The sequence below is a fragment of the Flavobacterium sp. AC274 genome (assembly GCF_979258275.1).
In genome coordinates, this window is record NZ_OZ409852.1 from 5520456 (window position 1) to 5533608 (window position 13153).

A 13153-nucleotide genomic window follows, 5' to 3' on the forward strand; every position below is an offset into this window, starting at 1 on the left:
TTTATTGTGGCTGATGTGCAGGTTTTAATAAGTCATTTACTGTTTTTACAGGACTAAAAGTAATTAATGGAACAGCAACAAAAATAGTTATCCAATTTGCCATTGTTCCGTTCCACAGGCCCGGTAGTTCATAACTTTTAACTATTTTTCCGTCAACACTTTTTTCTACAATAAATCCTGTTTTATGATCTACAAATTGAGTGAGGTCAAATTTTTCGTTTTTATAGTTTTTGATTCCGCAAACTAAATCAACGGGATTAAAATGGGTCGCTTCCGCTAAAATTTGACGCTGTTTCTTATTTTTTAAATCTACCTGAGATGTTTCTACAATCTGAAGTGAAACGGTTCCTTTTTCGTCCATAACCCAAAAAGGGCCTCCTCCTGGTTCTCCTTCATTTTTCACCATTCCGCAAACCCTTATTGGTCTGTCTAATAGCTCTTTAATTTTAATAATTTTATTTTCAAACGTAAATTTATTAAAATCATTTGTCAAATTAATATTCAACTGTTCTTTTAAAAACTGAACAATTTCAACAATGTTGCTCTCTTTTATATGCTGGTCTTCAATAGCTTTCAAATAACTAAAAACTTGTTGCTGAATTTCAATTAAAATTCCCGCAAGGCCTTTTTTGTACAACGTGATTTCATGAATATGATTTTGAATTACGTTATCTATATTTTTAATAAAAATAATATCTGAGTCAAGTCTGTTCAAATTTTCGATTAGTGCTCCATGTCCTCCAGGTCTAAAAACCAATTCTCCATTTTTGTTTCTAACTACTTCATTATGAACATCGACTGTAATAGAGTCTGTACTTTTATTTTGATAAGAATATCCAATATTAATTTTAGTTTCGGCCTGTTTTTCTATGTCATTCTGAACCAAATCAACCGCTTTTTCAAATTGAGACTGATGAATTTCTGAAACCGTAAAGTGCAAGTTTGATATTTGATCGGCTGTGGCATAATGCACACATTCATTCAAATGTTCTTCTATTGGAGTTGCAATATGGGTTTGATAATGATGAAACGGTAAAACTGCTTTGGGCTTATTTGCAAAATCAAAATAGTCAGAAGACAATAATAATTTTATGAAATAATAATTTTTGTAATCTCTATCTAAAGTTTCAAAATCAGGATAAATTTCTCTAAGCTTTTTATCTACAGCTTCAAAAAAAGGAAACTTTTCCATTGCTACAATAAAAATAGACAAATCACTATCTTTTTTTCTGTTGATGTAAGCATTTATAGTTTCTTTCTGAAGATGAAAATCATTCAAAAAGGTTGTTAAAAACTTAAACATTCGGCTTGCTGCACCAGATGCCGGAACAAATTTCTTTAGTTTTAATTTTGATTTTTGAAGGTCAAAAAAACGGGCTTTTGCTTCAAAATCATTTTCTTCTAAATTTAAAATTCCATTACCAATTGTTGCAGGACTTATTAAATTACTCTTTAAAATTCCGTTTTTAAAAATTTTCAGTTGCTGTGAAACACTTTCAATAGAAACTCCGTGATTGTAAATTTCAACAAAATCAGAAGATGAAAATCCGTGTTCTTTGGCAATTGTCAGGTTATCAATAATAATTGCAGCTTTTGCGAGGCGACTTTCTTTATTCCCCGAAAGGGTAATAAATGGTTTTTTATTATCTATTAAAGTTTGTTTAAAAACCGAAAAAACAGTTTCTCTTCCTTCAGGTTTATCTCTAATATCATCTTTTTCCCAAGGAACATCTATATCTGTCAGGAAAAATAAATCGTATTCATGTTCTAATGCTTCTTCATTTAAAAGAGGATCGCAAAAACCATAATATATTTCAGAAAAAACTTTGGTAACCATTAAATTAGTATCGCAAAACAAGTATTTCTTTGCCGAAGAAAGTTTTTCATTTTCTAATGACATTTGTCCGTATCCAATTGGAAGCATATCATCTGCCTCACATATATGTTGGTTTTCTTCCCATCTTTTTTGCAAATAATCGCGTGCAAACTCAGGAACCCATTCCGTTTCGTAATATGCGGCAAGTTGTTTTGCCAAAGTTGTTTTGCCTGTACTTTCAGGACCAAACAAAGCAATTTTTATTATAGCTGTTTTTTGCTGTCTAAGATTTTTCTCCATTCTAAATAAGCTGAAATAGCTAAAATTGTAAAAATTAAATATTGAAGTGACAACATTCCTAAGCCGCGATAAGCATAAAGAGGCACAACAATAATATCACCAATAATCCAAAGTGTCCAGTTTTCGATTTTTTTCTGGCCATGTACCACATTCCTGCAAAAAATATTCCCGACGAAATCATATCAACATAATTGTCATTATGAATCTCGTAATCGAAATATTTATAAATGCCGAAAACTACAAAAATGGTCACAAAAAACAATATAACGCCAATTATTTTTTCATTAAGATTTGTTCGTGTTATAGGTAAATTATCTTCGACTGTTCCTCCTTTTGCCCAAACGTACCAGCCATAAATGCTCATTACAGAAAAGTAACCATTAATAATCATATCGCCAATATAACCGGCAATATATAAAAGATAAACAGAAATTACAGTCGCAATTAAACCTGTTGGATATACCCAAATGTTCTCTTTTTTAGCAAACCAAACACTTAAAATTCCGAACACAAAAACCAGAAACTCTAAAGTAATATGCCATAAAGGGGCATTTTTATAACTTTCTAAAAAAAATCAATCATTTGGGTTGTTGTATTTAGCTATTATTTAATTTCTATGACTCAAAAAAACGGCTGTTATTTTCGAAAGCTGTTCCTATAACCACTAAATCTGCACCGGCATTGTACGCATTCTGAATTCCTTGCAAATCTACAATTCCTCCTCCAACAATTACAGGAATTTTAACGCTTTGAGAAATTAGCTGTATCATTTTGAATGGAACCGCTTTTTTGGCACCACTTCCGGCTTCAAGATAAATTAATTTATTTCCTAACATTTCTCCAGCTTGCGAAGTTGCCAAAACCAAATCAAGATTCTCCCTATTTAATGGCTCTGTTTTACTTACTCTTGCCACTGCTGTTTCATTACCGCTTTCGATTAAAATGTATCCTGTTGAGATTACTTCAAGATTCATTTTTTTAAGAATTGGCGCAGCCTGAACCTGATATTCTATTAAATAATCCGGATTTCTACCTGATATTAATGACAAAAACAAAATAGCATCTGCCTGAGGTGAGATTTGTGAAGGATCTCCAGGAAAGATAACCACCGGTAAATTTGTCTTTTGTTTTAATTGAGCAATTAACTCTTCTAAAATTGTTGTCTGAACAATACTACCGCCCACAAAAATATGCGTAGCCGGAGATTGATTAATTTTCAGCAATAAATTTTCTATATTTTCTAATACAATCTTATCCGGATCTAAAAGAATGGCAAGCAATTTTTGGCCATTGTTTTTGGCCTGAATAATTTGCTCGTAAATATTGGGTATTTTTTGTTGCATAATGGACGTAAAAGTAAAAGTTTTTTAATGTAGAAGAACAATTTTGAATGAATTATATTTGTGTGAAGGCTTTTAGAATCCAAAAAACAAAATTATGATTGCTACTGAATTATTAGAAAAATATGGTGCTTTGAAGAAAGTTTTTGATAAAATGGCTATTATTTTTGAAGAAGGAAATTTACCCGCTTATTATTATCAAATCGTTTCCGGTGAAGTAAAAATGAGCAATTATAATGATGATGGAAGGGAATTTATTCAGGGAATATTTTACAAGGAACAATCTTTTGGGGAACCGCCTTTGTTTTTAAATCAAAATTATCCGGCTAACGCAATTGCTGTTGAAGATTCGGAAATTCTTCTTCTTTCAAAAAATAATTTCATGAAATTGCTGGAAGAAAATCCTTTCGTAAGTATTAAAATAATTAAGAATCTGGCGCAGCGATTATATTATAAATCGGTTATGGCGGCAGAAATGTCAACGCAGGAACCAGAACATCGGGTTTTAAAATTAATGGATCACGGAATTGCTTATTTCAATTTCCAAAAGGATGAAAATGGATACCTCATCAATTTTACCAGACAGCAAATTGGCGATTTAACCGGTTTACGGGTTGAAACCGTTATCAGAACTATTAAAGCATTGGAAAAAAAGGCGTTTTGAAGATTATAAACAGGAAAGTATACAGATAAAAAAGTTTCTGTTTTATGATTAAAGTCATAAAATGGAGTTGTATAGTGCATGTACCTTTGTAGTATAAAAATCTCAATATCATGACACTATATCAAACAACATTCGAAAATTTCAACAAAAACTATATGGGTTCTGCTGCAATGGCTGTAATTGGTCAAAGCTGTTTAGGTGGTGCAGCTGCAATGTACATTCTTTCACACGGAACCTCTATTGTACAAATGATACAATTGGCAATTATTGTTTTAGCCTCTGTTTTTGCCAACACTTCAATTTTAGCACAAATGAAACATAAAGTAGTTTTTAACCTTATCATTTTAAGTGCTCTATTAAGTGTTTTCTTTATATTTCTGAATAGTTTTGTACTATGAAAAAACAAATAGAAAATAGAGCCGATGTCGAATTTCTGGTACATCAGTTTTATGCTAAAATAAGAGCCGACGAAGAAATCGGCTTTTATTTTAATACGATGATAAAAGATTGGGAAAAACATCTTGAAAAACTGACTGATTTTTGGGAAACCAATTTGTTTGCCGTAAAAAAATACAAAGGAAATCCGCATGCTGTACATAATGAAGTTGATGCCCATTTTGGCGAAAAAATTACTTCAAATGAATTCGGAATCTGGCTTAATCATTGGTTTCAAACTATCGATGAACATTTTGAAGGCGAAAATGCAGACACACTAAAACGTCGCGCCAGAAAAATGAGCACTTTTTTATATATGAGTATATTTGAACATCGAAAAAAAGAAAGTGAAGTGTAGTTTTTTGTCAATTTCAATAGAAAGGAGAAATCTAGAAACTCCGCAATGAAAATCGCCAATCCAGGTCGAGTTTCGAGTGTGATTTCTCCCTTCGGTCTAAATGACAAGACTGTTGTCAATTTTGGAATTTGAAATTTCTATTATTGGAATTTGAAAAAAAACTACTTCTCAAAGGCATACACCAAAGTAAAAGTAGCATCAAAATTATCAGATCTAATTTCTTTGTAATGCACATCAAAATCTTTTACAAGGTTATCAAAATGAAGGCTTGCATCTGTTCGACTTTCGTTTAACGAAAAATCTTCAACCTGAATATGATCTTTAAAACTGATTCCTTTTTCGTTTCTGATTTTAAAAATCGCTTCTTTCGCTCCCCAAATTACGGTAAGTTTTTTTATGTATTCTTCTAAAATGCCATTTTGATTTAAATAATCAAATTCTGTATCAACAAATTTATCGGCAATTCGAAGGATTTTTTCGCGCTGCAATTCCATATCAATTCCAACAGTTTCATGACTAATTATTATGGCTGCAAAATGATACGAATGTGTAATCGAAATATAGTTATGACAATCAAAATAAGGTTTTCCAAATTCGTCATAATGCAAATCGTGATCTGTAAAACCCATTTCCTGAATCAGCATACGAACACTCAAAAAAGCACGCTGATGCAACTGAGATTTCATTCCGTTTAATCGCTTCTGTGTTTTCTCTTTTAAAACTACTTTACTCAATAACTCCTCAAAAGATTCCGTTATTTCCCAAATTAAAAGTTTGGTAGTTTCGTTACACTGTATGGTTTGAAATAAAGGCATTACTTTTTAATTATGAATTATGAGTTGTGAATTTTCTAATCTTATCAGTCTATGAATCTAAAAAATGCAATTAGTAAAGAAAGTACATTTAACAGAATCTTTTTTAAATGAACTTACACCACTTATATGGTGAAAAATAATTTCGAAACTAATGTTCTAAAGATTAAGAAATTAAACATTTCACAAATCTTACAGAAATAGTCAAAATTAAAAACCTATTCCGTAAATTTGCAAAAATTTTACAATATACAAATATACACTATAAATGAGTACTACAACTACGCCTTTTGTGGCTTTCAAAGTAAAAGACATTTCTCTAGCGGCTTGGGGAAGAAAAGAAATTGAACTAGCTGAAGCTGAAATGCCAGGTTTAATGGCGCTTCGTGCTGAATATAAAGACGAACAACCTCTTAAAGGTGCTCGTATCGCTGGATGTTTACACATGACGATTCAAACTGCAGTTTTAATCGAAACTTTAATCGCTCTTGGTGCAGAAGTTACTTGGTCTTCTTGTAACATTTTCTCTACTCAGGATCAGGCTGCTGCTGCAATCGCTGCTGCAGGAATTCAGGTTTATGCCTGGAAAGGTCTTGATGAGCAATCATTTGACTGGTGTATTGAGCAAACTTTATTCTTTGGTGAAGACAGAAAACCATTGAACATGATTCTTGATGACGGTGGAGATTTAACAAACATGGTTATTGATCGTTTCCCGGAATTGGTTCCTGGAATTAAAGGACTTTCTGAAGAAACTACAACTGGAGTTCACAGACTTTACGAAAGAGTAAAAGCCGGAACTTTACCAATGCCTGCCATCAACATTAACGACTCTGTTACCAAATCTAAATTTGATAACAAATACGGTTGTAAAGAATCTGCTGTAGATGCTGTACGTCGTGCAACTGACTTAATGTTAGCTGGAAAAAGAGTTATCGTTTGCGGATACGGTGATGTTGGAAAAGGAACTGCTGCTTCTTTCAGAGGTGCAGGATCTATTGTAACTGTTACTGAAATTGACCCAATTTGTGCTTTACAAGCTGCAATGGACGGTTATGAAGTTAAAAAATTAAACACTGTAATTGCTAATGCTGATATCATCATTACAACTACAGGAAATAAAGATATCGTTCTTGGATCTCATTTCGAACAAATGAAAGACAAAACTGTTGTTTGTAACATCGGACACTTTGATAATGAAATTGATATGGCTTGGTTGAACAAAAACCACGGTGCATCTAAAATCGAAATCAAACCACAAGTTGACAAATATACTATCGCTGGAAAAGATATCATTATTCTTGCGGAAGGTCGTTTAGTAAACCTTGGTTGTGCTACAGGTCACCCAAGTTTTGTAATGAGTAACTCATTTACAAACCAAACTTTGGCACAAATCGAATTATGGAAAAACAGCGCTGCTTACAACAATGACGTTTACATGTTACCAAAACATTTAGATGAAAAAGTTGCTGCTTTGCACTTAGCTAAATTAGGAGTTGAATTAGAAACTTTACGTGACGACCAAGCTGCATATATTGGCGTTCCTGTTGAAGGTCCATTCAAACCAGAATACTACAGATACTAGTAAATTTTAGATTTCTGAGTTTAGATTTTATATTCCAAATCTCTCGATTTCTTTATTACATATTCAAACCCGATAAGTTTTAAAAACTTGTCGGGTTTCTGTTTTTTATTCAGGAAGTAATCAGATTATATTTATATATTAGCTATAAAACAGAGTTTAAATCTCATTGAATACAAAAATATGATTGAAAAAGTTTTATGCGAGCAACATGGATCAAAAGAAATGTCTTTTTCCTGTATTCATATTGCAATGGCTATAGACAAAAAAGAAAAAGTTGGTTTTTTCTATTCAGAGGCTGAAGAAGACCTTCCGCAAATTGCCTGGTGTGGTGCATGTGAACAATGGTTATTAGAAAATGGAGAAGAATGGAATGATACCTTTGAAACCATAGCCGATTTTAAAACATTATGTTCTGATTGTTTTGAAGAAGCAAAAAACAATGAATTAGAAATTCATATTCGATAAATAAATCCCATGAAAAAAATTATTCTTTATATATTTCTTTGTTTGAATTTTACTTTATCAGCACAAAATAAAGATACCTGGATTTCATTTTGGGATAAAGACACAACCCATTTAGGATTTAAAGATAAAAGCGGCAACATCAAAATAGAACCGAGATTTATGGGCTTTACAATTGCTCATAAATTTGAAAATATAATTGCTGTTAGCGAAGAAGAAAATGAAAACTGGAAAAGCTACTATCTAACTAAAACCGGAAAAATAGTCGGACGCGACAGTTTATATGTTTTTGACAATGGACCTGATTGTGAAAATGAAGGCTTTATACGCTTTAATGACCCTAAAACAGACAAAATGGGTTTGTTTAATGGAGATGGAAAAATCGTAATTCCGGCTGAATACAGTGATTTAACAAGAGTTAGAAACGGAATGATTATAGCTCTAAAAGATGCCGTTAAAGAAAAAGATGGAGAACATTTTTTTGGACTGGAGGAAAAGAATTTCTAATTGACATTAACAATAAAATTCTAATTGAAAATTTTGGCTACAATGATGAGTTCAATTTTTATTCTTTAGAAAAATCAAAAGAAAAAAATCCAGATCCTATCAGAGATAATTTCCTTGGCATTGACGGACAATATTATTCGTTTATTAATTTTGATAAGGAATTTAAAGAATGGCTTAAAAACATCTTACTTACTGATTTATCAAAAGAAAATTTATTAAAACACTCTTACGATAAAATCACGTATTGGAAAAAGAAAGACGATGACGGCTGGATTACTAAACCAAAAGAAGCGTTTATGAAACTAAATTACAAACTCATAAAAGCGAAACTATTAGAATTAAAATCGGCAAATTGTGATTATCAAATATTTTCTGAAAGCTTAAATAAATTTATCTATGAAGCAGATGAATATGATCAATATTTTGATAATTGCCGTCAGGCGAAAGACTGGATTAATCCTGTGAAAAACATTGTTATTTCTCCTCAGAATAAAAATGAATCAGGGCAAGATCATTTTGAGTTTTTAAGAACCGAAAATGGATATAAACTAATAAGCGCTTCATCAAGAAAAGAGGATCTTAAATAAAATTACAATTGAATTGTTTCATGTTTCATGTTTCACGTTCTGAAGTACTTGAAACATGAAACAAAAAGTAAAAAACTCCGCAAGTTTCGGATTTTATAACCGCAAAATCCACCTGATATTTGTATTATAAAATTGAAGAAATGAACACACAAGAAAACATCAATTATAATCGTATTGCCGAAGCTATCGATTATATCAAAGCAAATTTTAAGGATCAGCCTAATCTTGATGAAGTTGCAGAAAAAGTGCATTTGAGTCCGTTCCATTTTCAGAGGCTTTTTAGCGAATGGGCAGGTACAAGTCCGAAGAAATTTTTGCAGTACACAAGTTTAGAACACGCTAAAAAACTTCTTAAAGAAAATCAGGCTACAATTTCTGAAACAGCGTACGAAACAGGTCTTTCAGGTACAAGCCGTCTTCACGATTTGTTTGTAAACATTGAAGGAATGACGCCTGCTGAATATAAAAATGGCGGTAAAAACCTGCAAATTAATTTCAGTTTTGCCGAAAGTCCGTTTGGGAATATTATTGTCGCTTCTACACAAAAGGGAGTTTGTGTTATGGCTTTCGCCGAAGATGAAAAAAGAGGATTTGAAGATTTAAAACATAAATTTCCTAATGCAGCATTTTCAAGAAAACTCGATTTAGCACAACAAAATGCCCTTTTCATTTTCCAAAATGACTGGAGTAAATTATCTGAAATCAAACTGCATTTAAAAGGAACTGATTTTCAATTGAAAGTTTGGGAAACCTTGCTTAAAATTCCGATGGGACAACTTTCTACTTACGGTTCTATTGCACAAAAAATTGAGAAACCAAATGCCTCCCGAGCCGTGGGAACTGCCATTGGAAGCAATCCGGTTGCTTTCCTTATTCCGTGTCATCGCGTTATTCAATCGTCTGGGATTTTTGGCGGTTATATGTGGGGCAATACTCGAAAAACAGCTATTATTGGCTGGGAAGGTGCGCAGGTAAATCCAATAATCTAAAATTTCTATTTACAATTTATGACGACAATCTTTGTGTAGACGCACTGCTGTGCGCCTCTACAGATATGCCTTGTGTGAATAATTCGTCATATAAAATTCAATCTAAAATTATTTATGCAAAATATACAATCAAAAATTGCTTCTCTTAATTGGGAAAGCATCACCGAATCTATGCACGAAAATGGATTTGCCATTATTCCAAATGTGCTTACTAATGAACAATGCGAAGATTTAAAATTCGATTATGACAATCCGGCTTTATATCGAAAAACGGTTGTAATGGAACGTTATCGTTTTGGATTGGGCGAATACAAATATTTTAATTATCCTTTACCTAATTTGATTCAGAATATTCGATCTTCTATTTATCCGAAGTTAGCCCCAATTGCAAATGGCTGGATGAAAGCATTAAATATCAATACTATTTTTCCTGAAACGCACGAAAAATTACTCGAACAATGTCACGCCAACAATCAATTAAAAGCAACTGTTTTAATTCTAAAATATGGTAAAAGCGGTTTTAATACTTTGCATCAGGATTTATACGGAGATATTTATTTTCCTATTCAAATAGTGCTTTTTCTCAACGAGCCAGATGAAGATTATACTGGTGGAGAATTTGTTTTGACACAGCAAACGCCCAGAGCGCAATCTAAAGCGATTGTTTTGAAACCCAAAAAAGGTGATATTATGGTTTTTACAACCAATTTCAGACCTGTAAAAGGTACAAAAGGATATTATCGCGTGAATATGAAACATGGCGTTAGTGAAATTCATTCTGGCGAAAGACATACGTTGGGAATTATTTTTCATGATGCGTTGTCTTAAGAAAAGAGAGACAAAGTGTCAGAGGGACAAAGCTACAAAGATTTTACAGCCTTGTTTACGAATGCCTCCTTACCTTTGAACCTCTGCTTCTTTGAACCTTTGAACCTAAAAACAAATGATCTATCATAATGAAATTCTGGATTCAGATCTTCGAAATAAAATTAAAAATGCAGAAATTTGCTTTGGTGGAAACCAAAAACTAAAAATCTACGGAACCTTAAAATGTTCGTCAGGAAAAAGAATGAAACGTGAAAATCGGGTTTTCTTTTTATCTGAAAATGAAGCAAAACAAAATGGTTTCAGACCTTGCGGACATTGTATGAAAACCGAATATCAAAACTGGAAAAATGGACTTATTTAATCCCGAAATAAACGAAACTACCAACTTGCTTCCAAAAAATGGAACTGTAAATTATTACGGAAAATTGTTTTCGAGAGAAAATTCAAATCATTATTTAGATGTTCTTTTAAATACGATTGAATGGAAAAATGACGAAGCCGTAATCTTCGGGAAATTAATTTTGACCAAACGAAAAGTTGCCTGGTATGGAGATTCGGAGTTTGAATATACTTATTCGAATACAACCAAAAAAGCATTGCCGTGGACGAAGGAATTATTAGAATTAAAAAAGGTTATTGAAGAAAAAACAGGCGAAACATTTAACTCTTGTTTGCTTAATTTATATCATTCCGGAGATGAAGGAATGGCTTGGCACAGCGATGCCGAAAAGGATTTAAAAAAGAACGGCGCAATTGGTTCGGTAAGTTTTGGTGCTGAGCGTAAGTTTGCTTTTAAGCATAAAGAAACCAAAGAAACAGTTTCTTTAATTCTGGAGCAAGGAAGTTTATTGGTAATGAAAGATGAAACACAAACACATTGGCTGCATCGTTTACCTCCAACCAAAACAACTACAAAACCGAGAGTGAATTTAACTTTTAGAACAATTGTTGAAGGACAATAAAATAAAATTTTTACCATTAAGAGATTAAGAAAAATTAAGATTTAGCTTTATGAATCTTAATCTCTTAATGGTAAAATAAAAGTTCTGCTTATTTTTCTGATGACTATCTTAAATTGATTTTTACCAACCTTGATTCAAGCCATTTTTTAAAACTTCTTCGTATTTATCTTTATCAAAAGTATAAAGGTTTGGCGCTTTGTGAGCAACGTTACTTTTCTTTTCGTCAAGTTTATTCAGGATTCCGATGTTGGTTATTTTTCGGAGGAAGTTTCTTCTGTCAAGTTGTTTGTCCAAAATGGTTTCGTATAATTTCTGAAGTTCCGGAATCGTAAATTTTTCAGGTAATAAATTATATCCAATTGGCATTAAATTCAATTCTATTCGTAGCGTATCCAAAGCTTTATCAAGAATTTCCTTGTGATCCAAAATAAGTTCAGGAACTTCTTTATGGTCAATCCATTCTATGATTTCCTGACTATTATCTTTTTGCGGAATCGCTTTTAGAAAGTCGATCAAAGCATAATATCCAATTGTTACAAAACGCTGTGTAAACCATTTTCCGGCTTCTTTAGGAATTTTAAAATGTTCTAAAACGGCATTGTTAAAATGCTGATCGTTTCGTTTTACTTTTCCGAAAGTTGCAAATTGCCTTAAAAAAATACCTTCTATTCCGGTTCTGCCATTTAAAACGGTACTGGCCGCAGTATCAATATCCTGATCCAGAGGAATAAATCCGCCGGGCAAAGACCATTTATCTTCATACGGCGTTTTAATCAGTAAAACTTTAAGCTGGTTATCGTGAAATCCGAAAATAACGCAATCAATTGAAAGTCCCGGTTGATAATTTTCGCTATTTTCTATAAATCCGTTTGACATTCTCCCTTTTTAAAATTTGATTTCAATTAAACATGCAATTTAAGGATTTTTATAAATTGACAGAATTTTTTTAAAGAAGCAATATTTCATGCCCATAATTTAGAAGTGTAGAATTCACAATTTTTACTTAAAATAGAAATTGAATTAAAAAAATAATTACATTGCGTCATAATAACACATTAAACAGTTTTTTTGCTTTAAGTTACAGTAAGTACTTACAAAAGTAATAGTTAAAGATAAAATCTTTATTTACAGGTTTAATATTACGACTTTTTGTAACAAACATAAAAACAAATAGTCTATTAGATTTAGAAATATAAATTGATTAATTATGAGCATTCCAAATTTTACAAAACTCAACAAAGGGCTTATTAAAAAGGTCTGTTCTTCTTTTGGATTAGTTTCAAAAAACGATCTTTTAGAAGCTTCTATAAAATACAGCGAAGAGCAGGAAAGAATTTTCAACGAGATGCTTGTTGAAACAGGAACCAAAGATAAAAAAGCAAAACGCGAAGCGTTTGATAAAGCTTTATATGCTTCTTACAAAGGAATTGGCGCTATGGATTTTATAAATACTGTCTTGAAATAATTCAAAACTGTTTATAAAATCCATAACGCCAATTAATTGACAT

Annotated in this window: 15 protein-coding genes and 2 pseudogenes; 12 read left to right on the forward strand and 5 right to left on the reverse strand. The window is 32.2% G+C overall.

The window, feature by feature from the left end:
- Position 1: 1 nt before the first annotated feature.
- The 3 genes and pseudogenes from ACZZZT_RS24920 to ACZZZT_RS24930 form a co-directional block, all read right to left on the reverse strand.
- Positions 2-2116, reverse strand: coding sequence for a DUF4301 family protein (locus ACZZZT_RS24920; RefSeq protein WP_463462301.1), 2115 nt, complete (start codon positions 2114-2116; stop codon positions 2-4).
- A pseudogene (gene pnuC / locus ACZZZT_RS24925) lies at positions 2080-2651 on the reverse strand (nicotinamide riboside transporter PnuC). The gene ACZZZT_RS24920 and the pseudogene pnuC overlap by 37 nt, the downstream one beginning before the upstream one ends.
- A gap of 79 nt (positions 2652-2730) precedes the next feature.
- Complete coding sequence (locus tag ACZZZT_RS24930; RefSeq protein WP_073394968.1) at positions 2731-3459, reverse strand: phosphoglycerol geranylgeranyltransferase; 729 nt, start codon at positions 3457-3459, stop codon at positions 2731-2733.
- A gap of 94 nt (positions 3460-3553) precedes the next feature.
- Here ACZZZT_RS24930 and ACZZZT_RS24935 point away from each other — a divergent pair.
- The 3 genes and pseudogenes from ACZZZT_RS24935 to ACZZZT_RS24945 all read left to right on the forward strand — a co-directional run bounded on the left by ACZZZT_RS24935 (position 3554) and on the right by ACZZZT_RS24945 (position 4913).
- Positions 3554-4149, forward strand: a pseudogene (locus ACZZZT_RS24935) (Crp/Fnr family transcriptional regulator).
- Between the two features lie 81 nt (positions 4150-4230).
- A complete protein-coding gene (locus ACZZZT_RS24940; RefSeq protein ID WP_042566229.1) occupies positions 4231-4518 on the forward strand; it encodes a hypothetical protein in 288 nt (95 codons plus the stop codon).
- On the forward strand, positions 4515-4913 hold the full coding sequence (locus tag ACZZZT_RS24945) for a group III truncated hemoglobin (RefSeq protein ID WP_463462302.1): 399 nt from the start codon (positions 4515-4517) through the stop codon (positions 4911-4913). Before ACZZZT_RS24940 ends, ACZZZT_RS24945 begins: the two co-directional genes overlap by 4 nt.
- Positions 4914-5074: 161 nt before the next feature.
- Here the strand turns inward: ACZZZT_RS24945 and ACZZZT_RS24950 are convergent, their stop codons facing one another.
- Positions 5075-5728: a 4'-phosphopantetheinyl transferase family protein gene (locus tag ACZZZT_RS24950; RefSeq protein WP_463462303.1), complete on the reverse strand. Its 654-nt coding sequence runs from the start codon at positions 5726-5728 to the stop codon at positions 5075-5077.
- Between the two features lie 265 nt (positions 5729-5993).
- On the opposite strand from ACZZZT_RS24950, the gene ahcY reads away from it, so the two are divergent.
- The 8 genes from ahcY to ACZZZT_RS24990 all read left to right on the forward strand — a co-directional run bounded on the left by ahcY (position 5994) and on the right by ACZZZT_RS24990 (position 11645).
- A complete protein-coding gene (gene ahcY / locus ACZZZT_RS24955) occupies positions 5994-7310 on the forward strand; it encodes an adenosylhomocysteinase (protein ID WP_154781500.1) in 1317 nt (438 codons plus the stop codon).
- Between the two features lie 222 nt (positions 7311-7532).
- Positions 7533-7775 (forward strand): hypothetical protein, encoded by a 243-nt coding sequence (locus tag ACZZZT_RS24960; RefSeq protein WP_463462304.1) that lies wholly within the window; start codon positions 7533-7535, stop codon positions 7773-7775.
- Positions 7776-7784: 9 nt separating this feature from the next.
- On the forward strand, positions 7785-8279 hold the full coding sequence (locus ACZZZT_RS24965) for a WG repeat-containing protein (protein ID WP_463462305.1): 495 nt from the start codon (positions 7785-7787) through the stop codon (positions 8277-8279).
- A gap of 296 nt (positions 8280-8575) precedes the next feature.
- Positions 8576-8866 carry a hypothetical protein gene (locus ACZZZT_RS24970; RefSeq protein WP_463462306.1) on the forward strand — a complete coding sequence of 97 codons (291 nt, stop codon included), beginning with the start codon at positions 8576-8578 and terminating at the stop codon, positions 8864-8866.
- A 140-nt stretch (positions 8867-9006) separates the two neighbouring features.
- Positions 9007-9855, forward strand: a complete 849-nt coding sequence (locus ACZZZT_RS24975; protein ID WP_463462307.1) for a bifunctional helix-turn-helix domain-containing protein/methylated-DNA--[protein]-cysteine S-methyltransferase — start codon at positions 9007-9009, stop codon at positions 9853-9855.
- 114 nt (positions 9856-9969) lie between these two features.
- Positions 9970-10683 carry a 2OG-Fe(II) oxygenase gene (locus ACZZZT_RS24980; RefSeq protein ID WP_463462308.1) on the forward strand — a complete coding sequence of 238 codons (714 nt, stop codon included), beginning with the start codon at positions 9970-9972 and terminating at the stop codon, positions 10681-10683.
- A gap of 115 nt (positions 10684-10798) precedes the next feature.
- Positions 10799-11044 carry an Ada metal-binding domain-containing protein gene (locus tag ACZZZT_RS24985; protein ID WP_073394960.1) on the forward strand — a complete coding sequence of 82 codons (246 nt, stop codon included), beginning with the start codon at positions 10799-10801 and terminating at the stop codon, positions 11042-11044.
- Entirely contained in the window at positions 11031-11645 is a 615-nt protein-coding gene (locus ACZZZT_RS24990; RefSeq protein WP_463462309.1) for an alpha-ketoglutarate-dependent dioxygenase AlkB family protein, read from the forward strand. The genes ACZZZT_RS24985 and ACZZZT_RS24990 overlap by 14 nt, the downstream gene beginning before the upstream one ends.
- 120 nt (positions 11646-11765) lie before the next feature.
- On the opposite strand, the gene ACZZZT_RS24995 is transcribed toward ACZZZT_RS24990, so the two are convergent.
- The gene (locus tag ACZZZT_RS24995; RefSeq protein WP_463462310.1) at positions 11766-12521 is read right to left on the reverse strand and encodes an NUDIX hydrolase; all 756 of its coding nucleotides are present in this window, start codon (positions 12519-12521) and stop codon (positions 11766-11768) included.
- A gap of 331 nt (positions 12522-12852) precedes the next feature.
- On the opposite strand from ACZZZT_RS24995, the gene ACZZZT_RS25000 reads away from it, so the two are divergent.
- A complete protein-coding gene (locus tag ACZZZT_RS25000; RefSeq protein WP_073394957.1) occupies positions 12853-13110 on the forward strand; it encodes a hypothetical protein in 258 nt (85 codons plus the stop codon).
- Positions 13111-13153 lie beyond the last annotated feature (43 nt).